Annotated in this window: 22 protein-coding genes and 1 pseudogene; 19 read left to right on the top strand and 4 right to left on the bottom strand. The window is 37.0% G+C overall.

All coding sequences use genetic code 11. From position 1 onward, the window contains the following. Positions 1 to 29: 29 nt before the first annotated feature. From CWO92_RS04255 to CWO92_RS04180, 16 genes are all read left to right on the top strand, one after another. A complete protein-coding gene (locus tag CWO92_RS04255; RefSeq protein WP_101352955.1) occupies positions 30 to 968 on the top strand; it encodes a sugar-binding transcriptional regulator in 939 nt (312 codons plus the stop codon). A 453-nt stretch (positions 969 to 1,421) separates the two neighbouring features. Continuing rightward, positions 1,422 to 2,702 (top strand): NAD(P)H-dependent oxidoreductase, encoded by a 1,281-nt coding sequence (locus CWO92_RS04250; RefSeq protein ID WP_101352954.1) that lies wholly within the window; start codon positions 1,422 to 1,424, stop codon positions 2,700 to 2,702. A 98-nt stretch (positions 2,703 to 2,800) separates the two neighbouring features. Beyond that, positions 2,801 to 3,154: a PTS glucitol/sorbitol transporter subunit IIA gene (locus CWO92_RS04245; RefSeq protein ID WP_101352953.1), complete on the top strand. Its 354-nt coding sequence runs from the start codon at positions 2,801 to 2,803 to the stop codon at positions 3,152 to 3,154. A 1,267-nt stretch (positions 3,155 to 4,421) separates the two neighbouring features. Then, positions 4,422 to 5,405 carry a pyruvate dehydrogenase (acetyl-transferring) E1 component subunit alpha gene (gene pdhA / locus CWO92_RS04240; RefSeq protein WP_101353118.1) on the top strand — a complete coding sequence of 328 codons (984 nt, stop codon included), beginning with the start codon at positions 4,422 to 4,424 and terminating at the stop codon, positions 5,403 to 5,405. A gap of 15 nt (positions 5,406 to 5,420) precedes the next feature. Beyond that, on the top strand, positions 5,421 to 6,404 hold the full coding sequence (locus CWO92_RS04235; protein WP_101352952.1) for an alpha-ketoacid dehydrogenase subunit beta: 984 nt from the start codon (positions 5,421 to 5,423) through the stop codon (positions 6,402 to 6,404). Positions 6,405 to 6,417: 13 nt separating this feature from the next. Then, a complete protein-coding gene (locus tag CWO92_RS04230) occupies positions 6,418 to 7,752 on the top strand; it encodes a dihydrolipoamide acetyltransferase family protein (RefSeq protein ID WP_101352951.1) in 1,335 nt (444 codons plus the stop codon). 97 nt (positions 7,753 to 7,849) lie between these two features. Continuing rightward, positions 7,850 to 9,247: a dihydrolipoyl dehydrogenase gene (gene lpdA, locus CWO92_RS04225; RefSeq protein WP_101352950.1), complete on the top strand. Its 1,398-nt coding sequence runs from the start codon at positions 7,850 to 7,852 to the stop codon at positions 9,245 to 9,247. Between the two features lie 218 nt (positions 9,248 to 9,465). Further along, on the top strand, positions 9,466 to 11,514 hold the full coding sequence (locus CWO92_RS04220; protein ID WP_101352949.1) for a BglG family transcription antiterminator: 2,049 nt from the start codon (positions 9,466 to 9,468) through the stop codon (positions 11,512 to 11,514). A 10-nt stretch (positions 11,515 to 11,524) separates the two neighbouring features. Beyond that, positions 11,525 to 11,980, top strand: a complete 456-nt coding sequence (locus CWO92_RS04215) for a PTS sugar transporter subunit IIA (RefSeq protein ID WP_158176459.1) — start codon at positions 11,525 to 11,527, stop codon at positions 11,978 to 11,980. Between the two features lie 135 nt (positions 11,981 to 12,115). Next, positions 12,116 to 13,474, top strand: a complete 1,359-nt coding sequence (locus CWO92_RS04210; protein ID WP_101352947.1) for a PTS galactitol transporter subunit IIC — start codon at positions 12,116 to 12,118, stop codon at positions 13,472 to 13,474. Positions 13,475 to 13,577: 103 nt separating this feature from the next. Beyond that, positions 13,578 to 14,249: an L-ribulose-5-phosphate 4-epimerase gene (locus tag CWO92_RS04205; protein WP_101352946.1), complete on the top strand. Its 672-nt coding sequence runs from the start codon at positions 13,578 to 13,580 to the stop codon at positions 14,247 to 14,249. Between the two features lie 13 nt (positions 14,250 to 14,262). After that, the gene (locus CWO92_RS04200; RefSeq protein WP_101352945.1) at positions 14,263 to 14,547 is read left to right on the top strand and encodes a PTS sugar transporter subunit IIB; all 285 of its coding nucleotides are present in this window, start codon (positions 14,263 to 14,265) and stop codon (positions 14,545 to 14,547) included. 297 nt (positions 14,548 to 14,844) lie between these two features. After that, positions 14,845 to 15,165, top strand: a complete 321-nt coding sequence (locus tag CWO92_RS04195) for an HAD family hydrolase (RefSeq protein WP_101352944.1) — start codon at positions 14,845 to 14,847, stop codon at positions 15,163 to 15,165. Between the two features lie 229 nt (positions 15,166 to 15,394). Beyond that, entirely contained in the window at positions 15,395 to 15,610 is a 216-nt protein-coding gene (locus CWO92_RS04190) for an HAD hydrolase family protein (RefSeq protein ID WP_367593480.1), read from the top strand. A 99-nt stretch (positions 15,611 to 15,709) separates the two neighbouring features. Next, positions 15,710 to 16,654, top strand: a complete 945-nt coding sequence (locus CWO92_RS04185) for a sugar-binding transcriptional regulator (protein ID WP_101352942.1) — start codon at positions 15,710 to 15,712, stop codon at positions 16,652 to 16,654. Between the two features lie 195 nt (positions 16,655 to 16,849). Beyond that, positions 16,850 to 17,194 (top strand): bh protein, encoded by a 345-nt coding sequence (locus tag CWO92_RS04180; RefSeq protein ID WP_101352941.1) that lies wholly within the window; start codon positions 16,850 to 16,852, stop codon positions 17,192 to 17,194. A 234-nt stretch (positions 17,195 to 17,428) separates the two neighbouring features. Here CWO92_RS04180 and CWO92_RS04175 read toward each other — a convergent pair whose 3' ends face one another. Together CWO92_RS04175 and CWO92_RS04170 are read right to left on the bottom strand one after the other, a co-directional pair. Then, positions 17,429 to 18,436: an LCP family protein gene (locus CWO92_RS04175; RefSeq protein ID WP_101352940.1), complete on the bottom strand. Its 1,008-nt coding sequence runs from the start codon at positions 18,434 to 18,436 to the stop codon at positions 17,429 to 17,431. A 485-nt stretch (positions 18,437 to 18,921) separates the two neighbouring features. After that, positions 18,922 to 21,537 carry a glucosaminidase domain-containing protein gene (locus CWO92_RS04170; RefSeq protein ID WP_235851555.1) on the bottom strand — a complete coding sequence of 872 codons (2,616 nt, stop codon included), beginning with the start codon at positions 21,535 to 21,537 and terminating at the stop codon, positions 18,922 to 18,924. A gap of 243 nt (positions 21,538 to 21,780) precedes the next feature. Here CWO92_RS04170 and CWO92_RS04165 point away from each other — a divergent pair, with 243 nt between their 5' ends. After that, positions 21,781 to 22,923, top strand: coding sequence for a metallophosphoesterase (locus CWO92_RS04165; protein ID WP_101352939.1), 1,143 nt, complete (start codon positions 21,781 to 21,783; stop codon positions 22,921 to 22,923). A gap of 173 nt (positions 22,924 to 23,096) precedes the next feature. Here the strand turns inward: CWO92_RS04165 and CWO92_RS26490 are convergent. Next, positions 23,097 to 23,279, bottom strand: a pseudogene (locus tag CWO92_RS26490) (hypothetical protein); the annotation flags it as partial. A gap of 367 nt (positions 23,280 to 23,646) precedes the next feature. Between CWO92_RS26490 and CWO92_RS04160 the strand changes: the two are divergent. Both CWO92_RS04160 and CWO92_RS04155 read left to right on the top strand, forming a co-directional pair. Further along, a complete protein-coding gene (locus CWO92_RS04160) occupies positions 23,647 to 24,378 on the top strand; it encodes a WecB/TagA/CpsF family glycosyltransferase (RefSeq protein ID WP_101352938.1) in 732 nt (243 codons plus the stop codon). A 198-nt stretch (positions 24,379 to 24,576) separates the two neighbouring features. Next, complete coding sequence (locus CWO92_RS04155) at positions 24,577 to 25,641, top strand: glycosyltransferase family 4 protein (RefSeq protein ID WP_101352937.1); 1,065 nt, start codon at positions 24,577 to 24,579, stop codon at positions 25,639 to 25,641. A 155-nt stretch (positions 25,642 to 25,796) separates the two neighbouring features. On the opposite strand, the gene CWO92_RS04150 is transcribed toward CWO92_RS04155, so the two are convergent. Beyond that, on the bottom strand, positions 25,797 to 26,438 hold the full coding sequence (locus CWO92_RS04150; RefSeq protein ID WP_101352936.1) for a YigZ family protein: 642 nt from the start codon (positions 26,436 to 26,438) through the stop codon (positions 25,797 to 25,799). Positions 26,439 to 26,489: the final 51 nt, after the last annotated feature.

Here is a 26,489-nt window from a genome sequence, read left to right as displayed (position 1 = left end):
TCATTTGTTTTAAAGAAAGGATAAGAAATATGGCTCTACAAGAGAATAGAAGAATCCTAATTAAGGTAGCCCAAATGTATTATGAAGAAGGTGCTACACAGTCAGAAATTGCAGATAAAATCGGTGTTAGCCGTTCCCTAATTTCTAAATATTTAACAACAGCAAGGGAATTAGGTATTGTCGAGATTACCATTCATGATGAACATGATCCGCAATATCGTCTACTAGAGCGAAAGATTGAAAGACTATATGGTTTACGGGAAGTCGTTTGTATCGATAGTGTTGGGTTGGAATCATCGAAAAAACAGCTTGGAGAAGCTGCGGCGCAATATTTATTAAGAATGATGAAGGATGGTCAAATTATTGGGATTTCCTCAGGCACAACCTTACATGAAGTCGCTAAGTCTTTAAATTCCCCACAGCCATATCCATCCGTGACAATCGTTCCCCTTGTTGGCGGGGTTGGAGATGAAAGAGTAGATATCCATGCTAATTCCTTAGTAGCCAAAATTGGCGATGCTCTTCAAGCAAATTATAAGCTTCTTCATGTTCCTGTAATGGTGGATTCCAAGGAAGCAAAAGAAGTTTTAATAAGACAGCCTTCCATAAGAAAAATACTGGATCTAGCGGAGAAGTCGAGTATTGCCGTGGTAGGGATCGGAGGCAGCCCTGAGCATTCTACTATGGTGAAATCGTATCTTGGATCCAGCCATCAAGAAATTACGCAAGATGGAGGGATTGTCGGAGATATTTGTTACAACTTTATCGATAAGTTTGGAAAATCCATTCCAAATTCATGGAATGAGCGGGTGATTGCGATGGAAATAGATGTTTTGAAAAAGATTCCGCTTGTAATTGGAGTGGCTTCGGGGTTAGAAAAGGTAAATGCCATTAAAGCAGCGTTAGAAGGCAATCTTATACATGTATTAGTAACCGACGAGGTAACTGGTCAAGCTTTAGTAGGATAGAAAGAAAAAGCTGCAAAGATAATACTTGCGGCTTTTCTTGTCTAGCTTCACTGCCTATCGGCTAGTGGATTTCTCCGTCTTCTCCCTACGATAAGTCAACATCAGTTCCTGAACTACATCACTGTGTTTCCTTTATCTCAGTCGAAGACTCCGCAGGTGAAATTTGAGGTGCTAATTTCACTCAACCATACGCCGATGAGCAAGTCGCTTGCGCTTTTCTTAGTACTTTATTACTAAAATGTTTTCAGTGCTGAATTTTTAGAAAGTTCTGTGTTGACAGCCCTTTCATTATTGATTAAACTGAAAGCATATTAACAAATGACACAAGTTGTGACAAATGATAATTTAAAATGAATTTTGCCACTCTTCATATCATTTGTTATTTTTCTAAATTAATTTTTCCTATATAAACGAATTGTTTTGTAGAGAAAAATGGGTGAGGAGGATTAGCAAATGTCAATTTATCAACAACTTTTACAACGTGAAAAAGAAAATAACCCAATCAAGGTGGGTGTTATAGGTGCAGGGCAAATGGGGTTTGGAATGATTGCGCAAATATCCAAAATTCCTGGAATGTGTGTTACTGGAATATGTGATATGAATCTTGAAGCTGCAGAAAGAGCGCAAAATTTCTATAACTCACAGGCCGCTAGAAAAGAGGTAATGGTGGTCACAACAGACTACCGTAAAGTGATTCAATCACAAAATGTAGAGGTAATTGTGGATGCAACAGGAGTGCCAGAGGTTGGAGCGAATATTTCCCTTGAAGCATTAAGATCGAAAAAACATATCGTTTTACTAAATGTAGAGGTAGATATAACAATTGGATCCATTATGCATCAATTCTTCACCAATGCCGGATTAGTCTACACCGGTTCTGCTGGTGATGAGCCTGCCGCAACTCTTGAATTATACGAATTTGCTAAAACGATGGGACTGGAAGTACTAGTAGCTGGGAAAGGGAAAAACAATCCATTTATTCCTACCTCTAACCCTGATATCTGTGCTGCTGAAGCCAAACAAAAACATATGAGTGCACATATGCTAGCTGCTTTCCAAGACGGAACTAAGACGATGGCGGAGATGAACCTCTTAAGCAATGCAACAGGACTAATACCTGATAAAGTAGGAATGCATGGGGTAGAAGCAAACCTTGAAACGGTAGCAGATAAGCTTAACCTTATCGAAAACGGTGGTGTACTAGAAAACTTTGGTGTTGTTGAATATGTAAAAGGTTTGGCACCCGGTGTATTCGTTATTGTAAAAAGCGACTTAGCTCCTGTTGATGACGAACTTAGATATTTAAAGGTCGGTAAAGGTCCGCATTATGTACTCTATCGCCCATACCATCTAGCAAGCTTGGAAACTCCTATTACAATTGCAAAGGCAGTACTTCAACATGATTCTTCCATACAGCCGCTTGGAGCACCAGTAGCTGAAACCGTTGCAGTAGCAAAGCGTGATATCAAGGCTGGGGAAAAAGTAGATGGTATCGGTGGCTATTCTGTGCGAGGCGTACTTGAAACAAACGCTGACATGAAGAGTAACGGACATATTCCAATTGGATTAATCAGCGGCAATATTATTGCGAAGAGAGATATCTCGCTAGGTCAATTTTTAACATTGGATGATGTTGAATTAGATACATCTACTACTGTTTGGAAATTAAGAGCGCTTCAAGATCAACTTTTTCCAACATCTATTTCTAATAATAGCCAACTTGTAAAATTGTAAACAAATATTGAGATAACTATTTGCGGGAGGGGTTAGAAAACTATTATAAGATGCCATCTCCACTGCCCTTTCCGTGTGATGCTTTGGAGGTAAAAACGATGACACAATCAACCGTACAAGAAATTGGTATACTAGTTCCATCCTTTCAAGAGGATAAAATAGTGATTTTATTTGGACCAAGTGCCCCAGCAGAATTAAGAGAGATCTCGGTAATTCATGCATTCAACGAACTTGGCGAAGAACCATTAAAAGTAGGAGGAACTCTGACTTTTGATGATGAAACATTTACCATAACCGCAGTTGGATCTCTTGCCAACCAAAACTTTAAAGAGTTAGGGCATATTTCTATTTATTTTCAAGAGCACGAGGGTGAGGTACTTCCTGGGGCAGTCTTTGCAAGTCCATCCCGTTTCCCAACTATTAAAGAGGGAACCATCATATCAATCAAATAAACATAGCAGTATCAATGCTCCTTTTATCAGATAGAGTCCTATTAACTGATTTTAGGAGCTTTTTATTTTGGATTAAAAGAAGGAAAAAATATTAGTTTCTGTCTGCGGCGCCTATTGGCAGCGGTTTTCTACGTTCTTCCCTGTGGGTAAAACATACATTTAAAATTGCACCATAATCTCACTCATCCCGTACGCCAATGACCAAGGCGCTTTCTGCCTTTCTAATTGGCTGCCTATCGGCTAGTGGATTTCTCCGTCTCCTCCCGACGATAAGTCAACATCAGTTCGTGAAATACCTCACTGTGTTTCCATTATCTCCGTCGGAGACTCCGAAACCCATACGCCGATGAACAAGTCGCTTACGCTTTTCTGAATGTCTAGCTGCAGCGCCTATCGGCTAGTGGATTTCTCCGTCTCCTCCCGACGATAAGTCAACATCAGTTCGTGAAATACCTCACTGTGTTTCCTTTATCTCCGTCGGAGACTCCGAAACCCATACGCCGATGAACAAGTCGCTTACGCTTTTCTGAATGTCTAGCTGCAGCGCCTATCGGCTAGTGGATTTCTCCGTCTCCTCCCGACGATAAGTCAACATCAGTTCGTGAAATACCTCACTGTGTTTCCTTTATCTCCGTCGGAGACTCCGAAACCCATACGCCGATGAACAAGTCGCTTACGCTTTTCTGAATGTCTAGCTGCAGCGCCTATCGGCTAGTGGATTTCTCCGTCTCCTCCCGACGATAAGTCAACATCAGTTCGTGAAATACCTCACTGTGTTTCCTTTATCTCCGTCGGAGACTCCGAAACCCATACGCCGATGAACAAGTCGCTTACGCTTTTCTGAATGTCTAGCTGCAGCGCCTATCGGCTAGTGGATTTCTCCGTCTCCTCCCGACGATAAGTCAACATCAGTTCGTGAAATACCTCACTGTGTTTCCTTTATCTCCGTCGGAGACTCCGAAACCCATACGCCGATGAACAAGTCGCTTACGCTTTTCTGAATGTCTAGCTGCAGCGCCTATCGGCTAGTGGATTTCTCCGTCTCCTCCCGACGATAAGTCAACATCAGTTCGTGAAATACCTCACTGTGTTTCCTTTATCTCCGTCGGAGACTCCGAAACCCATACGCCGATGAACAAGTCGCTTACGCTTTTCTTGTAATTATCAAAAAATTTGCACCAATCTCTTGACGAATGGATAAAATGGTATTACGATATTTACAAATGTAACTATATAGAACAAATGTAAAGAAGGAGGCTGTATCATGATGTTAAGCACAGTAAAAACACCACCCCATATTACAAACGAAAAGCTGGTGAACTTATATAAGGAAATGTGGCTAATCCGTTATTTTGACGAAAAAGTGGATCAATTTTTTGCAAAAGGGATGATTCATGGAACTACACATTTATGTGTTGGCCAAGAAGCTACAGCTGCAGGTGCAATCGCGGCCCTTCAAGAAATAGATAAAATTACAAGTACTCATCGTGGGCATGGTCATTGTATTTCCAAAGGGGCAGACGTAAACCGCATGATGGCTGAGCTATTTGGAAAAGAAACAGGATACTGTAAAGGAAAAGGAGGCTCCATGCACATAGCAGATGTGGATAAGGGAAATCTCGGCGCGAACGGAATTGTTGGCGGAGGAATCCCGCTAGCTGTTGGAGCTGCACTTACATCGAAAATGAAGAACCAAGGGTATGTTGTTCTTTGCTACTTTGGAGATGGAGCAAGCAATGAAGGAAGCTTCCATGAAGCTATTAATCTAGCATCTATTTGGAAATTACCTGTTGTATTCCTTTGTGAAAATAACCAATATGGCATGAGCGGGTCAGTAAAAGAAATGACGAACATCGAAAACATAGCTGATCGTGCTGGCGGCTATGGGATTCCGGGAAAGGTCATAGATGGAACCGATATGATAGAGATTATGAATACTGTATATGATGCAGTTGAAAATGCAAGACAGGGAAACGGTCCGACTCTACTAGAAGCGAAAACATACCGCTGGAAAGGTCATTCAAAGAGCGATGCAAAGAAATATCGGACTCGAGAAGAAGAAGAAGAGTGGAGAAAAAAGGACTCCATAAAGAAATATAAGGAGTTATTAATTCAAGAGGGATTGCTGACAGAAGAAAAAGCTTCTCAGCTTCAGGCAGAAGCAAAGCAAGAAATTGAAGAAGCTGTGAAATTTGCAGAAAATAGCCCGGAACCATCCATCGATTCGTTATTAGAGGACGTTTATGCATAAGGAGGAGAAAAAGTCATGAGAGAAATCAGCTATTTAGAATCAGTAAGAGAAGCGATGAGCCAGGAAATGAGAAAGAACGAGGATGTTTTCCTTCTAGGAGAAGATATCGGTGTCTATGGAGGAGCATTTGGTGTAACCCGCGGCATGATTGAAGAATTTGGTCCCGAACGCGTACGGAATACACCAATCTCCGAAGCAGCGATAGCCGGGGGAGCAGTAGGTGCAGCGCTAACAGGTATGAGACCAATCCTGGAACTTCAATTTTCTGATTTCATCACGATTGCAATGGATAATCTAGTAAACCAAGCAGCGAAGCTACGTTATATGTATGGGGGAAAAGGAAAGGTTCCAATGGTGCTTAGAACTCCTGCAGGTTCCGGAACGGGTGCTGCAGCTCAGCATTCCCAAAGCTTAGAAGCATGGGTAGCTCATATTCCTGGATTAAAGGTCGTTCAACCTTCTACTGCTTATGATGCAAAAGGATTGTTAAAAGCAGCTATGGATGATGATAACCCGGTAATCTTTTACGAACATAAGCTTCTATATAAAACAAAAGGGTATGTACCAGAAGAACAATATTCGATTCCATTAGGAAAGGCTGATATTAAGAGAAAAGGGAAGGATGTAACGATTGTTGCTACTTCTATCATGGTTCATAAAGCCTTAGAAGCGGCCGAGGTTTTAGAAAAAGAGGGAATCGATATTGAGATAGTTGATCCGCGAACTCTTGTCCCACTTGATGAAGAAACCATTATCGAATCTGTGAAAAAGACTGGACGCGTAATAGTTGTACATGAAGCGGTAAAGAGAGGCGGATTTGGCGGTGAAATCGCCAGTGTTATTGCAGAAAGCGAAGCATTTGATTATTTGGATGCACCAATCAAACGCCTTGGCGGGCTGCCTATCCCAATTCCATATAATCCGAACTTAGAAAAGGCAGCAGTACCTCAAGTGGCAGATATTATAGCAGCAGTCAAAGAAACGGTTCAGTTTAAATAAGGGAGGGACTAGTATGGCAAAAGAAATCTTCATGCCGAAGCTTAGCAGTACGATGGAAGTAGGAACCCTCCTTCAATGGTTTAAAGAAGAGGGAGATCCCGTTTCAATGGGAGATCCGCTTTTTGAAATCATGACAGATAAAATCAATATTGAAGTAGAGTCATATGAGGATGGTTTTCTATTAAAAAAATACTTTGAAGTGGATGATGAAATTCCGGTGAACCAAATTATCGGTTATATTGGGGAAAAAAATGAACAAGTTCCCAATGAATCTCCGGGAATCTCATCAGGTGATTCGCAGGAATCGGTCAGTGCTGTCCAACAAGAAACGTCAATAGAGACAGATACAAATGAACACGTTTATTCTTCTACTGAGAAAGTCCGGGCTACGCCTGCTGCAAGACGGGTGGCAAGAGAAAATCAGATGGAACTTGCTCTTGTATCCGGAAGCGGACCAAATGGCAGAATTCAAGAAAGAGATGTCTTGCAATTCCTTTTACATCACGAGAATGAAGTAAAAATTACACCGCTAGCTAAGAAAATAGCCGATTCCAATCAGGTGGATATCGCTTCGCTTCAAGGATCAGGTGTGAATGGAAAAATTGTAAAGGAAGATGTAGCTCAAGCAATTACGAGCCATAGACAGGATACGTCAGCACCTGTGAAACGCAAAAGACTTTCCGGTATGCGCAGAGTAATTGGGGAACGCATGCAGCAAAGTGTTAACACTGCTCCACATGTTACCCTAACAAGCGAAATTGATATGTCCAAGGTGAAAGAACTCCGGGCACAGTTGTTGCCAATCATCGAAAAACAAACAGGCTACCGTTTATCTTTTACAGAAGTGATCGTGAAAGCAGTAGGAGTTGTTCTTTCCAGACATGCTTCTGTAAATGCATCCTTGATTAGTGATGAAATCGTTTATAACGAAGAGATTAATATTGGCTTGGCTGTAGCAGTCGACGATGGATTACTAGTTCCTGTCCTAAAAAATGTGAATACAAAAGGACTTGCAGCCATTACAAGAGAAGCAAAAGAAATTGGCAAACAGGCACGCGATTCCACATTACAGCCTCAGCAGATGAAGGGTTCGACTTTCACTATCAGTAATTTAGGAATGTACGCAATTGATGCGTTCACACCAATTATTAACCTGCCAGAAACAGCGATTCTTGGTGTGGGCAGAATCCAAGATAAACCGGTAGTTATTAATCAATCTATCGAGATTCGCCCAATGATGACGGTCAGTCTATCCTTTGATCATCGGGTCATTGACGGTGCACCTGCTGCAGCATTTTTAACTGAGCTCAAACATGTACTGGAGAATCCATTTGAATTACTAGTATAGAAGAAACAGTAATTTATTCTTTTTGTGATCCCCGGTAATCGAACGAGTTAAAGTTTGCTAGTTGTTAACTATAGTTGCTTGAATAAGAGGTGGCAAAATGAACAAGACATATGATATTGCAGTAATCGGAGGAGGACCTGGGGGCTATATTGCAGCCTTCCAAGCCGCCGAGAACGGTAAAAAGGTAGCGATTATCGAATCCGACTTTTTAGGAGGAACATGCCTGAATCGTGGCTGCATTCCTTCTAAGACATTATTAAAACACGCAGAAATCATCGAATCCATCGAAAAAGCGAATAATTGGGGCATCGAAACAGGTACTCTCACCTTCTCATTGCAAAAGATGAAAAAACGGAAAGATGATGTAATTCAACGACTGCGTAATGGGATTGCCTTTTTAATGAAAAAGGGACAGGTAGATGTATTTGAAGGATTTGGAATGTTGGAGGACAACAACCAAATTAAAATTTTACAAGAGGAAAAGGATGAAGTTATTCATGCAGAAAAAATAATTATTGCAACTGGATCCACTCCAGTCGTTCCTCCTATTCCAGGATTAAACGATGTTCATTTTGATACAAGTGATACGATTTTCGAACTTCCGCATATTCCGGAATCGATTACGATTATCGGAGGCGGAGTAATAGGGGTAGAATTTGCCTGCATCTTTGCTAGTTTAAAATCAAAAGTTACGGTCATCGAAATGTCCGATAGATTAGTACCTGGTGAGGACTTAGAGGCATCTAAACTTCTTGAAAAAGTCTTAAAGAAAAAAGGTGTTCAAATCTTCGTAAGCACAAAGGTAGAAAAGGTAAAAAAAGCAGGAGACCTAAAATCTATTGTTTGCACAGATAAGTTGGGAAAGGAACTCACTGTCGAAACGGAATCCTTACTGATTAGTGTTGGACGAAGACCGAACCTATCTGCAGTTGCAAATCAATCTCTACAAATGAATGGACCTTTCATTAAAGTAAACAAAAAAATGGAAACAAATTTGCCAAATGTATATGCGGTAGGAGACGTTGTCGGAGGGTACCAGCTTGCACATGTCGCTAGTGCGGAAGGGATTGTGGCAGCTAACAATGCCTCTGGAAAAGCAGACCTGATTGATTACAAGGTAGTACCAAGATGCATTTATACGTTACCCGAAATCGCTAGTGTTGGCATGACAGAAGCAGAGGCCCTTCAAATAGGCTTGACCGTTCGTACTGAAAAATTTGACCTCTCAGGAAGTGGAAAAGCATTAGCCCTAGGTGAAACAGAAGGGTTCACTAAAATTGTCTATGACGAAAAATATGGAGAAATCATCGGGGTGACCATGGTTGGCCCGCATGTAACGGAAATAATTTCGGAAGCATCTGCCTTTATGTTTTTAGAAGGCACCGTTGATGAAGTAGCAAAAATGATTCATCCTCATCCAACGGTTTCGGAGGCATTTTTTGAGGCGGCGTTGATGGTGAAAAATAACCAAAAAGAAAAAGCTTTCCATAATTGATATTCTTTCAAGTGCTAGAGCACCTCAAAAATGTTCTAGCACTATTTTTATAACCTCAACAACTATTAAGGCTTATAAATTCCTAATCTATTACGGAAAAATTATACAGTACAATCTTGAACAAAAGTACGTAATGCTATAGGAAAAAAGTTGTGATGAAAACGGTTACAAAATATTCGGAATACCCACTATAATCAAATTATAAGGAGGTTTAAAGGATGTTCCTTGATGATAGATGTGTCAATTTATTGCATGAATTGATTAGAAATCCTCAAATAAAAAATAAGGAACTGGAAAATAAATTTCATCTAAGCAGAAGACAAATTACTTATTCAATAGAAAAAGTGAATCAGTGGTTAGTAACCAATCAACTTAGTCCGATTACGAAGAGTAAAAATGGATACTTTATTATCGATAAAAAGGTTTTTGAGCATTTTTCTGATGGAGAAAGCGAGACATATTCCGTAGAGGAATACTTACCAACGGAAAAAGAAAGAGCGATTTTAATTATTTTATATTTATTAGGCAAAAAAGAATCGGTCTCTCTCTTTCATATTATTCAGCTATTAAATGTAAGCAGAAATACTGGTATAAGGGATATTAAAGAAGCGGAGGGATTTGTAAACAAATATTCACTCTCTATCGTGTATTCACGCCAAGATGGTTACGATATCGTAGGAGATGAATTGCAAATTCGGAGGCTATTAGTGGAAGTTGTCAAATCAGTATTGAACTTTTACAAGGGGTATAAGTACTTCGAAAAAATATTGCAATTAGATATCAGTGTAATGAGAGAAAAAATAAGGTCTATAGAAAAATTACTGAATATTCACTTAACTGACGAAAGCTACGAAAGTCTTCCTTATATTTTTGAACTTATTTTCCAAAGAATTGAACAAGGAAAGCTTTTGCAAGCTCAGTTTAATATTCATCTGGAGGAACTTGAAGATACCGAAGAATATGCTGCAACAGAGATGCTACTAAAAGAAGATAAAGATTTGCCTTTTACAGAAAGAATTTGGTTAACACTTCAACTTTTAACGTCCAATGTACGATCTGCAGATCTTTTAACCGATGAAAGAATTAAAAATTTGCGAGCAGCAATCATACAGGCAATTGATCATTTTGAATTAAAATCGTGCATTTTCATTGCGGACAAAGAAGAAATCGTGGAAAAGTTGATGGTTCATATGCGCCCAGCTTATTACAGAATCAAGTATCACTTGACTCTAAAGAATCACTTTCCTCAAAAAATATTAGAGGAGTATCGAGATTTAAATGAAATGGTGAAGGCCTCTATCCATCCTATTGAGGAATTAATAGGAGAGAAATTGCCTCCAAGTGAAATTGCCTTCATTACAATGTTTATTGCGGGACAACTCATAAAACAAGGGGAGCAATTGAACAAAAAGAAACGAGCATTGGTAGTGTGTACGAATGGGCTAACCATCTCGAAAATTATGATTCATACTCTAAACGAGTTATTTCCAGAGTTTTATATCGCGGACAGTCTTTCTTTACGGCAATTTCAAAGTTACGGACAAGAATATGATATTGTGTTTAGTACTATTCCTGTTCAAACAGAAAAACCAGTATATTTAGTAAACCCATTAATGACTGCATCTGAAAAGGAAGTTTTAAGAAAGCAGGTTATCAATAAGATAGATAAACAAAGTTTTAACAACATCAATGTCAATAAAGTAATAGAAACTATAAAAGAACATGCTATTGTAACCGATGAGATTGCTTTATTAACTTCTCTGTCTAGGTTGTTTCGAGTTAGCCAAAAGAGAGAGAGGAAGGATTTAAATAGAAATATAAATCATGATTTAAGACAATTTTTGCCAAGTGAATTTATTCAATTACGAGACAAAGTAAAAGACTGGCAGGAAGGAATTAGTATTGCATGTCAGCCGCTAATTGAAAGCAATATTGTTAAACCATCATATGTAAAGACTTTGATAGAAGAAAATGATCATCATCACCTCTACAGCTTTTTAGGAAAATGGATGGCCATTCCCCATGCTGCTCCTGAAAAAGGAGTAATGGCAGATGCATTCGCTATGTTAATTTTAAAGGAACCTATCTCTTTTAAAAACGGACATAAGGTATCTATTATCACGCCGCTGGCAATTTATAATCAAAATCGGCACTTGAAGGCACTTTCTCAACTAGTAAAGCTTGCGGAAGATGAGGAAAGAATTTCAAGAATACTAGAATCACAGAATGTGTCCGAGGCTTGGTTGATGATAAATGGAGCAAGCTAGGAGGAATAAAATGTTTTTCAATAAAAAAATAACCTTTTTTAATCTAGAAGTGAGTACTCGGGAAGAAGTATTAAAAAAAATGGCAGACAAATTATATGAGGCTCAACTTGTAGAACCAACGTTTTATAAAGGAATTTTGGATAGGGAAGAGGTCTTCCCAACAGGTCTTTCCGTCGTTCCGTATGGAATTGCGATTCCTCATACAGATGCTGATAAAGTAAAAGTGCCGCAAATTGCATTTGCGTCTTTAAAAACACCTGTAAAGTTTAAACAAATGGGTAATCAGGATAGTGATGTAGAAGTTTCCTTGGTATTTATGCTTGCTTTAAAAAAAGCAGAAGACCAAATAAATATGCTGCAAAAATTAATGGATGTTTTCCAAAATGAAACCATGCTTATTGGGTTTACACAATGTAAAACACAAGAGGATTTCGAAGTTTTATTAAATCAGGTAGGGCTTGCTTAAAGAGTTAATCTGATTAGTACTCGATTGAATCGAAACTTGTAACTTGCATCTCTTTTCGGGTTACAGGATTTTGATTTAGCAATAATTTCAATTATACCTTTATAAAAAGTGAATGAAAAATTAGGAGGGGAAGAAATGTCGGTTATACAATGGTTTGTTGATCTTGGAGCAAGTGTTATGCTGCCAATCTTATTGTTCATCTTTGGAATTATAATAGGGACGAAACCCAGTAAAGCCTTTAAAGCGGGATTAACGGTAGGAATTGGGTTTGTGGGCTTAAACCTTGTTATCGGGTTATTAACAAGCAGTTTAGGGCCAGCAGCAAAGGCAATGGTGGATCATTTTGGATTTAAACTCGGTTCCATCGATGTTGGGTGGCCAGCAGCGGCTGCGATATCGTATGGTACTGCATTAGGAAGCTTAGCGATTCCACTAGGAATAGGAATTAACGTCGTTCTTCTAATAACTGGCCTCACAAGAACGTTGGATGTTGATATTTGGGATTATTGGCATTGTGCTTTTACTGGTTCACTGGTATACGCATTAACAGGTAACTTTGCATTAGGACTATATACAATTGCAGTACACTTAATTGTGATTTTCTTCCTTGGTGATTTAATTGCAAAGGATATTAGTAAGTTTTATGGATTCAAAAACATCACCTTCCCGCATGGCGCATCTGCACCATCCTATCTTGTAGCAAAGCCTTTGAATTGGCTTTTTGATCGAATTCCAGGATTTAATAAATTAGAAGCAAATCCTGAAACAATCCAAAAAAGAATCGGAATATTCGGTGATTCTACTGTCATGGGTGTTTTAATTGGTATCGTGATTGGAATATTAGCAGGTTACAATGTAAAGGAAGTTCTACAGTTAGCTGTTCAAACAGGTGCTGTTATGATGCTAATGCCTAGAATGGTGTCCCTACTTATGGAAGGGCTTTCACAAATCTCTGAGGCTGCCAGCGAGTTTGTAAGGAAGAAAATGCCTGGACGTGACTTGTATATTGGGATGGACAGCGCTTTGTCCGTTGGGCATCCAGCCGTCTTATCCGCTTCATTAATTATTGTTCCTATTACGCTGTTTTTAGCGGTTATTTTACCAGGTAATAAAGTCTTGCCGTTTGGAGATTTAGCAACGATTCCTTTTCTAGTTTGCTTAATGACACCAGTGTTTAGAGGAAATATTATTCGAACCGTAGTTGCAGGAACTATATACATGGCCGTTGGTTTATTAATTGCTTCCTGGGCAGCACCACTTATTACCCAATCAGCACTTGCTGCTAAATTCGACATGGGTGGAAACACTAGCATTTCTGCACTAGTAGATGGCGCTGTATGGACAACATTCATCTTTGTTGGATTGGCAAAAGTGATTAGTTGGTTAGGAATTACCGTTATTGGCGTTATAGCCGTCGGAGGACTTGTCTACATGAACAAAATCAAGCCAAAACGTGCAGAAAAGCTAGAAAATAACAACAGCGCAAAAATGTGATTGGGACTGAACACCTGTCCCCTGTCTACTACGATGCGGGTTCCCTTTTCCAAAGTGGGATGAGGGGACAGGTACCTTGTCCCACTATGAAAGGAGAGAGTCTATGTTAGAAGAAATAAAAAAATTGGTTTGCGATGCGAATAAGTCTTTAAAAGAATTAAATCTCGTAAAATGGACGAGTGGAAATGTAAGCTTTCGAGATAGTAACACCAATAACGTTGTGATTAAACCAAGTGGAGTTCATTTTGACGATCTAAAACCGGAAGATATGGTTGTGGTAGATTTATACGGCAATGTTGTTGAAGGACATTTAAAACCATCCGTAGATACCGCGAGCCATTTGTATGTATATAGACATCGAGATGATATTCATAGCATTGTCCATACCCATTCGCCTTTCGCAACTAGTTTTGCTATACGGGGCTTGAATATTCCTTCTTATACGACAACAGCAGCGAATATCTTTAAAGATTATGTTCCATGCTCCGATTTTGCTGCAATAGGGGAAGAGGAAATTGGAAGGCAGATTGTTGATAACATAGGCTCTTCACCCGCTGTGCTGCTACGTAATCATGGAGTGTTCACAGTGGGAACAGATATCGAGCATGCATTAAAGGCAGCAGTTATTTTAGAGGAAACAGCGGAATATGCCCACTATGCAACATTACATGATCCAGATTTGATGCCTCTAAGAAAAGAGATTATTGAACAATGCAATCATTTTTACAGAACATCATATGGCCAGACAGAAAAGAAAGACCAAACTATATTATAAAGGATGAGGATAAATGAAAAAGCTATTAATTATGTGTGGAACAGGTATTGCGACATCAACCGTTGTAACAGGTAAGGTGAAAACCTGGCTAGCGGAAAATGGCCTAGAAAATCAGGTTCAGCTATATCAATCGAAAATAAGTGAAGAGCTGAGTAGAATCAATGATTATGATATTGTAGTCTCTACAACTCTTGTTCCCGATAATATTAAAGAAAAAGTTATTGATGGAGTTCCGCTTTTAACAGGGATTGGAAAAGAAGAGATGTTTGAAAAAATTAAAGAGCAAATTCTTTCTTAAAACTTTAAGTAGCTTGCAGCCACAAGTCAGGTGTCTGCAGGCTTTTTTAACATATTAAGATAGTATATAACTTTTATCCTAACAAATTACTTATTCTTGTCTAGCTTCAACACCTATCGGCTAGCGGATTTCTCCGTGTCCTCCCTACGATAAGTCAACATCAATTCCTGACCTGCGTCCCTGTGTTTCCTATATCTCAGTCGAAGACCCTGAAGGTGACATTTGCAGAGCTAATTTCACTCATCCATACGCCGATGACCAAGGAGCTTGTGCTTTTCTTATAAGGAGGTAAAAAATATGAACAATTACAAAGTATTATTCCTAGATGTAGACGGAACGATTGTCAGACCGGACGGTACCATAGAGCCATCGACAAATAGGGCAATCACTGATATACAAAACCTTGGCATTCAGGTAATTCTGACAACCGGAAGACCGATACATGAAGTCGAAAGTTTAGGGGAATACTTACGGATTCAATCGTATATAGGGTATAACGGCGGAGCAGCGACTTTAAATGGAAGGAGTATATTTAAAATACCATTCCCCAAAGAAAGTGTTCAGGGGATATTAACAATTGCAAAAAAATATCAGCATGAATCTTCTTACGCATTATGATTCCTCTTTCACAATATTTTTTAAAGAAATTTGATTATCATCGTAACAAGGCTATCACCTATACTGACTTTCGTATTCAGGATGTTCTGGGGGCAACGGTCATTAATCTAAAAAAAGAGGAAGTTCATTTATATGATGGTTTACCGGAATAAATTCATCCGAAGCTAATGTAGAAGGATTGAACCATTACTTCGATATTATACGGAATAATGTAAATAAAGGTACTAGTGTGAAGAGGGTGTTAGATTATTTAGGTATACCAATAGAAAATTCGATTGCATTTGGTGACGGTTTAAATGACAAAGAGATGCTTTGTTGTGCAGGGGAGGGTTTTGCAATGGGAAATTCCCATCCCGAACTCTTTAAATATGCAAAGCATAAAACAACAGATGTTATGGATTCAGGGATTTATAACGGGTTAAAGCTCCTAGGGTTGTTAGAATAACATAAAATAGATTGAAAAATACAAGTATGGCTCATTCCCTTTATCTAATTCATTTTATTATTGTTATAATAGAAACAGATAATTTCATGAGGTGAAGTCATGCTAAGCTGGGAAGAAAGAAGACAACTAGTTAAAACCGCAAATTTATATTATATAGAAGGAATGACCCAAGAACAAATTGCTAAAAAAGTTGGTGTTTCCCGCCCCGTTATTTCCAAACAACTTCAAAAAGCAAAGGAATATGGGATTGTGGAAGTTTTTATTAAAGATGAGAGCTTACATACTGTAGAAATTGAAAAACAGTTAGAAGAAAAATTCCAATTAAAGGATGCTATAGTAGTTCCAGTGACAGGCGGGTCACCTGAATTAAGTAAAAAAGCAGTAGGTCAAGCAGCTGCCAACTATGTATCGAAAAATCTTAAAGGTGTAGAAAAAATAGGAATCAGCTGGGGAACTACGTTGGCTGCTTTTGTTCAGGAATATCCCTATCAAAGAAATGAAAAAATTAAAGTAATACCATTAGTTGGCGGTATGGGAAGCAAGCAGGTTGATATCCATGCAAACCAACTGGCATATGAATTAGCGAAAAAGATGCATGCTGCCTGTTCTTATCTGTATGTTCCGGCAGTAATAGATTCGGAGGAATTAAAGGAACGATTGGTAAGTATGAACGATGTTAAGTCTGTGTTAGAAGAAGGTAGAAGCGTGGATATTGCTCTTGTAGGTATTGGGAATCCGTATCAACCTAACTCGATTCTAAAGGAAGTTGGATATCTAAAAGAAAAGGATATTGAAGAATTCCGTAATGCAGGCGCTGTTGGCGATATTTCTTCCCGTTTTATTAATAGGAATGGAAATCCAATTGAACATAGCATCAATGAAAAGGTAATTGGTATAACATTGGAGGAAATTGCAGAAATTAACTTAGTCATAGGTGTAGTGGAGGGAATAGGCAAAAAGGATAGTATTCTAGGGGCGTTAAATGGTGGGTACTTAGATGTCCTGATTATTGATGAAGAAACAGCTTCTTCCATATTATGTTAGTGAAAAGTTCTAAATTAGTATCCCAATCTGTAGAATAATAACAAAAAATTGTGTATAATATAATAATTACAAATGTCACTTCTGATAACAAATGAAAAATTAAAGCTGAAATAAATTCCTGTTATTACAGAAATAATAAGTTTATTCGTATAACGTGTAGAATATCATTACTTGTTATTTTGAGGAGTGAAGATGATGAAAGAAACAGAAATGAAGGCAAGCCTCTTTTGTTTACAATGTAATGACGATACACCGCACTCCATAATTTATATTAATGATGAGATCACCAGTGTTCGTTGTGAGGAATGTCAGCATACGGTTAGCATACAGGTCGATATCATGAAGGAATTCTATAAAGAGATATACGAACGTGTTTTTACAAAGCCATCTCGTATTACGCAGGAATATCGTCAAGATTTAAGTCATTTCTTGTCAAGATTACCTTTTCGAGTTGCCAGTAAGCCATATAGACTAATGCGTGATCTTAATGAATCACGAAAGATTATTCAACAATATCGTAATAAGAAAAAAAGTGTTTAGGTTTTAAAAATGCGATTAAGTCATGCTGAAAATGAGGTAATAAAACTATTTCACTAGTATGAGGTAACAATCTTTTACTATTTGAGATAGTTTTTTTAGTTGCTGAGGTAAGAACAAATTGAACATCTAAATTAACGTGAAGTAAGAGCATCAATGATAGAGGTGTTAGAAAACCATTTTACATCAAAAAGGTATTTTAATGGTGTTAAACACTTTTAAAATACCTTTCTAACATTAATTTATAAAGTACTTGGCTGCAACTTCTTCAATATCTTGAGGGTCTAATATAAATTGATCATTATTCGCTTGTAGTACATCATCATACATTTTTTTATTTTCCCCATGCAGTTGGTGATAGTGAATGGAATTGATGTCTAGGTCTTTTACCGCCAATCCTAGGCTAACAATATCAGAGGTAGTCATATTTGTGGCAATTAAAAAGTCTGATATTGAATTAACTAAGGATGGTAAATGGGTAATGTTGTTAGGATTTAATGCGGATTTTGCAATTCCAACTAATGCTGCTTGCTGTAGCTGTTGTCTTCCAAATTCCCCGTTTTTTAATGAATATCTCTCATGGACAAGCTCCGATACCATCTTACCATCAAAAGTATGAGTACCAGCCCTAATTACTTTATTTTTGTTTTCTTTGTACCACGGATGTGTTAGCGTAACGTCAAAAGGAACATTTACTTCTACATCTCCGATTGCATCTACCATAGATTTAAATCCCCAATAATTGGTTTCTACATAATAATTGATTGGAATCCCAGTCAGATTGCCAACTGTTTCAACCGCAGCTTGAACACCCTCTTTTTGCCCTTTGGTTGCCTGCATAATATATTGAACACTAGTAAGTTTTGTATAGCCAAACCCCTCTAAATATACTCTTGTGTCCCGAGGTATGCTCAAAGTATGATACTCTTTCTTTTTTAAATCAACATGTACGATTATCATGGAATCGGAATGACCAATCTTTTCATCTTTTCTTTGGTCTGACCCTATGAGCAATATGTTTAAGACGGAATCGCTTAATTTATTTTCATCGGCAGTGCTATTGGAGGCAGATGTATTTCCAGGAGTTACAACAGGTGCTGCTTTAAAATGTTGGGCGGGTTGTAATTGATAGTATAAAATACCACCAATTGCCAATAGTAAGATAAAAATAATTAAAAAGGTATATCCTATAATTCTTCGCTTCTTTTTCTTGCTGCTGAGGCTCTTTTTATCAGTACTTTCCATAATTCCTCCAGGTTATTTTTTAAATAGTCGCAATTTAACAACCATGAGGCTATTTTACTATTATTTTAATAACCTTTCAACTAATATCCATATTGTATAGGTCATATTAATTAGTAGGAGAATAGGAAATCGCAAAGAATTTATTCAACTGATCTATAAGCATATAGTAGGAGAAATTATTTAGATTCATGTGGAAAAAAGGTATGGTAAAAAATAAAAATAAAAGAGGTCCCCACATATAGGATAAAAATGGAATTGAGTAGTTCCATAATTTACACCTCCGAACAAGTTAATGGAGTTACACATGTGGTACGGAAATTTGTCTTTCAGTTTATCCATATAAAAGTTTTTTCATACAGCACTTATTATATACATTTTATGTAAATTTAAAGTAAATATCATGTTTAAATGTTGTAATTTAAAAGAGAAGCCTTATCGGCAGATGTACCGAAAAGCTTCTCTTTCTTATGATGAAAGACACCATATTATAAGGTATACACAGGTACTTCAAATAATAATGTGTATATGGTTAGTTCATTGAAAAGAGCAGATAGGGTAGAGGTTTGCTTTACAGCCCATCCTACATCAGTTGCATATTGATGATTAGCGTACCCTTTCTCTTCCATACCCGCTGGATTCCAACGCATTTTGTATAATGTATCTTGTCCATTATGAATATAATTATTTGAAACAAATTGTGCACCTTCAATAATCGCCTTATCAATAGTGGTCCATCCATGATCATACGCATATTGCGCACCATTTTGGGTAGCATTGCCATCCGTTGCACCGATACCATACATGTTATAAACCGTTACTCCGTTTATTTTTACACCCTTTGCCAATTGGCTTGTACCATGTCCAGTTTCTAAAAAGGAGTGACTGATTAAATATAACTCGCTAATATTGTATGTCTTAGCAGCGGTGATAAATGCTTGGCCATGACCTTCTAGTACACCTTCTCCTTTTAATATATTATTATTTAATTCGGATGCCGTTGTACCAGAATAGCTAGATAATAGAAGGAACTGGAAATATTCGCTAGAATTTTGTGCGAAATTGTTTGGATTCAAATAATATTCAACTTGGTCGGCTGTTGCGTCTACTGTTCCTAAGCCATCTGCTTTTGGACTAGCTTTCATTTGCATTGCAACAGCTTCACTAAGAGAAATATTGTAGTTTATTTCCTTCTGGGTGCTGACATCACCTTTTTGGATATATCCAGTAGTAGGTACACCATTCACATAAACCTTACATTCATACCAATTTGTTGTAAATGTTTTATAGCTTAATATAGTGTATCTACTATAGCTTTTTAAAACTTTTGAATTAGTTGAAGCCTTTGAATAAACCTTCGTAGCACTTTTTTGTGCTATACCTCGCATATTTTGCTGCGGTGATACAACATTATCAACGCTGCCTGCTTTGATATAACCCGTTACTCTGCTTCCATTAATGATAACCGTGCATTCATACCAATCGGAAGTGAATGTTTTATACTGTAAAACAGTTCCCTGTGCATAGTTTTTTAATACTTTTGCACTGGAGGATGCTTTTGAGTATACGTCTGTTGGGCTGGTTAGGCCAATTCCTTTAAGAGAGTTCTGTGATTCTACAATATTTTCCACATTATTTTTGTTGATATATCCTGTAATCTTTTTACCATTTACGATAACCGTGCATTCATACCAATCAGATGTGAAAGTTTTATATTTTAATATACTTCCTTGTGTATAGTTTTTTAACACTTGCGCACTGGAGGATGCTTTTGAGTAAACGTGTGTTGGGCTAGTGAGGCCAATTCCTTTAAGAGATTGCTGTGAATCTACAATATTTTCTACATCATTTTTCTTGATATACCCTGTAATCTTTTTACTATTCACAATAACCGTACACACATACCAATCAGATGTGAAAGTTTTATATTTTAATACACTTCCCTGTGCATACGTTTTAACTGTCTTTGAACTATCGGATGCCTTGGAATAAATCTTTGTCGGAGCATTTAGACCAATACCCTTTAATGATTTTTGTTCTGTGGTTACGTTTTCGACATCCTCGGCTTTTATGTATCCATGTGTAGCAACGCCGTTAATTATAACTGTACAATCGTACCAATCAGTTTTTGGTTGTTGATTGTATTTTAATTGTTTCCCTTGTGCATAGCTTTTCAAAACCTTAGAATCAAGGGATGGTTCAGAATAGACATTAGTAGGATTCTTAAGTGCAGTACCAATTAGTACGTTTTCAGAATCATCTGTCGTTTCCACATCACTTGCATAAATATAGCCTGGCGTAGGTTTACCATTTAAAATGACTGTGCACTTATACCATTGTTGAACAGGGGCTTCATATTTCAATAATGATCCTTGTGCATAGCTTTTTAATACACTAGAATTTGCGTCTTGTGCTTGGTAAACATTCGTAGGACTTTTCAATGCTATCCCTTGTAATGCTTGGTAAGATATTTCTGTGTCGGATTTTACAACAACAGATTTTACCGTTTTTGTTTGAGCAAGCCTTTTGGTGGTTACTGTTGAGCTAGTATCGGATGATACATTATTAGTAGCAGCGCTTTGCTTTTCTTGTTCACTGATATCAGTGCTAGCAGTAGAATTATTATTCCCCTCTAGTACAGTCGTATCAGTTGATTTGTCATCCTTTGCTTCAGCAGTATCAGTTGATTTATCATCTTTTACTTCAGCTGCATTAGTTGATTTATCATCATTTGCTTCTGATGTATCAGATGTTGACTGTGTTGGATCTGCAAGATTAGTGTTTAAAATATAGCCTGTTAATGCTTCGCCTGTATTAGGATCATCATAACTGACATGGGTATATTCAGATCCTTTATCAAGGATAGTAACCGTAGAATGTGAAGGAATTTGTATTATTACTTCACTGTTCGGGGCACTTTCCTTTAACAATTCAACAGAGTCATTCCCTTCTGTTGTGATAACGTTTGTTTTTACGTTATCAATCTGCGGGACGGTAGAATTATTTGTCGCTGCCTTACTAGATAGTGGAGAAACGACAAATATCAACATAAGCACTACCAAAAGTCTGCTGATTTTTCGTGCTGTTTTTCTGTTGTTTTCCAATTTTTTTCACTCACTCCTCATTTTTCTTATTAATCTTTCAGAAATATTTTACCATATTCCTATTTTTGATATAAATACATATATTATAGTTTCATAAGAATAGTAGGAAAGACCTGTAGAAATTTGTCGATTTGTAATAAAAAAATTTTGTAGAAAAGATTGGAATGATAATCAATAAGATTGCAAAACCTATAAACCCAGAACAGTGTAAGAAAGTTAGTGGAAGGGAATGATAAACCCAATATGAAATCTAAAGTGGCTAGTAAAATAATCGTCGCATGGGCTTTAATTTTTTATCTAACCTTCAACCCTCATCCTTTTTCAGTAAATGCTGCATCAGTTGAAGAAGCGATTGTTCCTCTTCGAATACTCGAGACAACAGATTTACACGGAAACATTTTAAACTATGATTATCTAAAGGGGACATATGTTAATGATTTTGGTTTAGTGAGGACTGCAACTTTAATTAAGAATGCAAGGCAGGATTCTTTAAATACACTTCTATTTGATAATGGTGACTTACTCCAAGGAAATGTATTAATGGACTATGTTGCAAAGAAAAAGGCTTTAGATTGGAATGGTATCCATCCAATGATGAAAGCAATGAATATGCTAGGATACGATGCTGCAACATTCGGAAATCATGATTTTCATTATGGTGTACCATTCTTAAATAAAGTTATAAAAGACGCTAATTTCCCGTATGTAAATGCTAATCTATATTTGCAAACGGATTTTGATACATTTCATCTATTTAATCCATACGTAATATTAAACAAAGAGGTAATGGATATAAATGGAGTGAGCCACCAGTTGAAAGTAGGCGTAATTGGATTTATTACTCCTTACGTTACGAGATGGGAAAAAGATGCACTTAAGGATAACATAAAGGTGGATGATATTGTCGCAAGTGCAGAAAAACATATACCTATCTTAAAAAAACAAGGCGCTGATATAATTATCGTTCTTGCACATACTGGTATTTCCTTATTGGCTAACCCATATCAAAATGAACAAAATGCAGTACTTCCTTTAAGCCGTGTAAAAGGAATTGATGCTATTTTGTTTGGACATACCCATCTAACATTTCCGGATTTATCTAAATTTAAAGGTGTACCGGGAATTGATAACGTGAAGGGAACGATTAATGGAGTGCCAGCTGTTCAGGGGGGAAGTTGGGGGAGTTATTTAGGGGTTATTGATCTTATTCTCGAAAGAAAAAAAGATAAATGGAAAATTATCTCCTCCCAATCGAAAGCTGCACCAATTTTTATTATGAAAAATAATCATATAAAGGCAGCTGTATCTTCCGATTTAAAAATGAAAGAATCAATACAAGAAATTCATCGAAAAGCCATTGAATATATAAAAAAACAGAGACAGTAGAACCGTGTTTATTTATGTAGGTGGATAGACGCTTTACTTCTTTTGTAATAGCAGTATACTTATGGTCAATGGAATCAAATACAATGTCATCTATTGAAGAAGGTCGTTTCAATCTTTGTAATTCCTTCCTCCGTAAAATTAACTGATTTCATTTCAAAATCAAATGTATACTGCTACTTCTTTCTTAAAATGCAGCTAAAGAACAGTTCGGAATTTAACGACGTCTTTCCTGAGATAATGAAAGTCGTTATCGCTTCATCTATGCGAACGCTGTAGGTCTCGATAATAGGGGCAAATTGGTAAGGGATTTGAACACGTTCAATAATATCATGTACCAAATGGTCACACGAATAGGCAAATCCAAGCTCAGTTCAAATGGATATAGAGTTTAGTGGAATATTTGGGAAATTTGGTGTCATTAGGTAACTTCTATTAAAATGATTAACTCAGTAAAAAGATTTTGTGAAATAGTTCGTGCAAAAAGTTTCTAGAATAATGAATGTACTTTTGGTACATTATCTAATAGAAATAATTAGTTGAATTAAAGGACAGTTATTGTCAAAAATAAATGTTCCATTTGTGATTTTTTAAGAGTATTTTAAGATTGACACAGTAAAATATTACAAAGTATTTATAATACAGTAACATTTAGTATGGATTATCTTAAATCTAGTATACTTAAAAATATAAATGGCACTCATTTCAGGGGTGAATTTATTCATAATGAAACAAAGGTTTTTCAATATATTAGGTATTCCAATTGTACACTCCGATTATCATTCATTTATTGAATTATTGGAGGAGAAAATTAGAGAAAATAAAAAAACATTCGTGGTAACCGCTAACCCTGAGATTATCATGCGAGCCTATAAAGATAAAGAGTACGAGGGGTATTTAAAAAAGGCAGATTATATTACCGCTGATGGTATTGGTGTTGTAATCGCCTCCAAAATGTTAAATGAACCACTGCCAGGCAGGGTATCAGGAACAGATATGATGCTGGAACTATTGGAACATGCAAACCAAAATAGATTCCGTGTTTATTTTTTAGGTGCAACAGAGCCTGTATTAGACTTGTTTTTGAAAAATGTACATGAACAATATCCACAAGTAGAAATTGTTGGCTCACATAATGGTTTCTTTGATTGGAATGATAATAATATAAAAGAAACGATTAAATCGACAGAGCCGGATCTTATCTTTGTAGCATTAGGAGTTCCAAAACAAGAGCAGTGGATTGCGGAACATCTTGACTACTTTCAAAAAGGAATCTTTATGGGTGTTGGGGGAAGTTTTGATGTCATTGCAGGTGTAGTGAAACGTGCTCCAAAAACTTGGCAAAAATTAAATCTAGAGTGGCTTTATCGCTTAATAAAACAACCCTCAAGATGGAAAAGAATGCTAGCAATTCCGCATTTTTTATTCAAAGTAGTCATACAAAAATTAGGTCGATAGTAATGAAATAAATCATCATGCATATGGTAAAAGAAAGTATTTCTTCTAAAAAAAATATTCTATAATTAATCAAGATCATGTGATATAATGCATTTGATTACAAATTTCGACTATAAGAGCACAACATTTATTATATACGGTTATAAGACGATTATCCATTTAATTATAAGGGGTCTTGAAAGTATAAGGAGGATGTAAATGGTATTAATATATATAACGATGTTTATATGCTTTATTAGTTCTTTAATTATTACTCCTTTCGTAAAAAGACTTGCCCTTAAATACGGTATTACGGATCTTCCAAATAAACGAAAAGTTCATCAGAAGGCAATGCCGCTTATGGGCGGGCTGGCCATATTCATAAGTTTTATTATAGGATTTTTAATTCTATGGCCAACTGATAATAAAGTATCTGTGTTATCCATTCTCTTAGGCGGCTTAATCATTATTATCACTGGTATTTTAGATGATAAATACGAATTAAGCCCTAAATTGAAATTAGCAGGACAATTAGTAGCAGCGATTGTCGTCTTTCTAGGTGGAATTGAGATTGATTTTATTAATTTACCGTTTGGCGGTCAATTAGAATTTGGTTTCTTCACTATTCCATTTACTATTATTTGGATTGTTGGAGTTACCAATGCGATCAATTTGATAGATGGATTAGATGGCTTGGCAGCTGGAGTTTCCAGTATTGCATTAATTACGATTTCAGGAATGGCCGTACTAATGGGAAACTTTTTTGCAGCGACATTAGGGGCTATATTATTAGCGAGTACATTAGGATTTTTAATTTATAATTTTCATCCGGCTAAAATTTTCATGGGGGATACAGGAGCACTTTTTCTTGGATATATGATATCTGTATTATCCCTACTTGGATTCAAAAATATTACTTTTATCTCTTTGGTGATACCAGTTATTATTCTGGGGGTACCTTTGTCAGATACTTTCTTTGCGATGGTTCGTCGCTTTGCTAACAAACAATATTTATTTGGTCCGGATAAATCCCATTTACATCATTGTTTGTTGCGTCTTGGCTTTTCACATCGGCAAACAGTATTAATCATTTATGCTATAGCGGCAATGTTTGGCTTAGCAGCAATTATTTTTTCCATGTCAACAATGTGGGGATCTATTATATTAGTGGCTGTTTTATTAGTTGCTATGGAAATCTTCGTGGAAAGTATAGAGCTTGTTGGTAAAAATTATAAACCTTTATTGAATATGATGAAATCAAACACAAAAAAAACGGATTCTTAACAGATCCGTTTTTCTTATATTTAATAAGATTATTCATTCTTCAGTGCAGTTTCGGTCTAGCTATGAGTAAAGGGATTTTTCCCTAAAATAAATAAGGTGAAAGTTGAAAGGCCCACATTCACTCATCCCATCTATATGCTCGATGAGTAGTACTTTCAATTTGCTTCTACATCTCTTTCCAAATACAATATTTCTCCCTCGAAAATATCCGCCTGTCCATTTGTTATTTCAACCATCCATTCCTTAAATTTCTCCACTTGATCTTCTTTGACAAATGTTTCTATTTCTACATTATCTACATAATGTATATTCTTAATTTTGTATACGGAGGAACGAAGCTCGTTTTCCACCTTGCCAAGCCATGTGTAGTCTATTTTTGTGTGAATGACCTTCATTAGTATACGTTCAACAACTCCAACCTTATTAATTCCCTCTGAAGTGGCTTTTCCATAAGCACGAATAAGGCCGCCTGCACCGAGTTTGATTCCGCCAAAATATCGAGTTACTACGACTACGGTGTCTTTTAAATCGCGTTTTTTAAGTACCTCGAGCATTGGAACACCTGCTGTTCCGCTTGGTTCGCCATCGTCATTGGCTTTTTGGATTTCATTATGCTGACCAATCATGTAGGCAGAGCAATTATGGGTTGCGTCCCAATGCTTTTTCTTGATTTCTTGGATAAAATCTTGAGCCTCTTTCTCGGTTGTAACTCGGTTAACATGGGCAATAAATCTTGATTTTTGAATGATGATTTCATGGCTACCGAAATTTTTTATTGTAAAATACTGTTTTAACATAAAGGTACCTCCGAATTTTACTATCTCTATGGTAGCAAAAAAAGCTTGGAT

It is taken from the genome of Heyndrickxia camelliae, assembly GCF_002844575.1.
Taxonomy (GTDB): domain Bacteria; phylum Bacillota; class Bacilli; order Bacillales; family Bacillaceae_C; genus Margalitia; species Margalitia camelliae.
The sequence above is the reverse complement of the archived record's forward strand: the minus strand, read 5'-3'. Positions and strand labels throughout refer to the sequence as shown.

Bases quoted from the DNA above. Each gene is read 5' to 3' on its own strand.
- CWO92_RS04255 (WP_101352955.1), top strand. From the start codon at position 30: ATGGCTCTACAAGAGAATAGAAGAATCCTAATTAAGGTAGCCCAAATG.
- CWO92_RS04215 (WP_158176459.1), top strand. From the start codon at position 11,525: ATGTTTTTCAATAAAAAAATAACCTTTTTTAATCTAGAAGTGAGTACT.
- CWO92_RS04235 (WP_101352952.1), top strand. From the start codon at position 5,421: ATGAGAGAAATCAGCTATTTAGAATCAGTAAGAGAAGCGATGAGCCAG.
- CWO92_RS04210 (WP_101352947.1), top strand. From the start codon at position 12,116: ATGTCGGTTATACAATGGTTTGTTGATCTTGGAGCAAGTGTTATGCTG.
- CWO92_RS04245 (WP_101352953.1), top strand. From the start codon at position 2,801: ATGACACAATCAACCGTACAAGAAATTGGTATACTAGTTCCATCCTTT.
- pdhA (WP_101353118.1), top strand. From the start codon at position 4,422: ATGTTAAGCACAGTAAAAACACCACCCCATATTACAAACGAAAAGCTG.
- CWO92_RS04155 (WP_101352937.1), top strand. From the start codon at position 24,577: ATGGTATTAATATATATAACGATGTTTATATGCTTTATTAGTTCTTTA.
- CWO92_RS04185 (WP_101352942.1), top strand. From the start codon at position 15,710: ATGCTAAGCTGGGAAGAAAGAAGACAACTAGTTAAAACCGCAAATTTA.
- CWO92_RS04175 (WP_101352940.1), bottom strand. From the start codon at position 18,436: ATGGAAAGTACTGATAAAAAGAGCCTCAGCAGCAAGAAAAAGAAGCGA.
- CWO92_RS04250 (WP_101352954.1), top strand. From the start codon at position 1,422: ATGTCAATTTATCAACAACTTTTACAACGTGAAAAAGAAAATAACCCA.
- CWO92_RS04200 (WP_101352945.1), top strand. From the start codon at position 14,263: ATGAAAAAGCTATTAATTATGTGTGGAACAGGTATTGCGACATCAACC.
- CWO92_RS04150 (WP_101352936.1), bottom strand. From the start codon at position 26,438: ATGTTAAAACAGTATTTTACAATAAAAAATTTCGGTAGCCATGAAATC.
- CWO92_RS04180 (WP_101352941.1), top strand. From the start codon at position 16,850: ATGAAAGAAACAGAAATGAAGGCAAGCCTCTTTTGTTTACAATGTAAT.
- CWO92_RS04220 (WP_101352949.1), top strand. From the start codon at position 9,466: ATGTTCCTTGATGATAGATGTGTCAATTTATTGCATGAATTGATTAGA.
- CWO92_RS04195 (WP_101352944.1), top strand. From the start codon at position 14,845: ATGAACAATTACAAAGTATTATTCCTAGATGTAGACGGAACGATTGTC.
- CWO92_RS04205 (WP_101352946.1), top strand. From the start codon at position 13,578: ATGTTAGAAGAAATAAAAAAATTGGTTTGCGATGCGAATAAGTCTTTA.
- CWO92_RS04230 (WP_101352951.1), top strand. From the start codon at position 6,418: ATGGCAAAAGAAATCTTCATGCCGAAGCTTAGCAGTACGATGGAAGTA.
- CWO92_RS04160 (WP_101352938.1), top strand. From the start codon at position 23,647: ATGAAACAAAGGTTTTTCAATATATTAGGTATTCCAATTGTACACTCC.
- CWO92_RS04165 (WP_101352939.1), top strand. From the start codon at position 21,781: ATGAAATCTAAAGTGGCTAGTAAAATAATCGTCGCATGGGCTTTAATT.
- lpdA (WP_101352950.1), top strand. From the start codon at position 7,850: ATGAACAAGACATATGATATTGCAGTAATCGGAGGAGGACCTGGGGGC.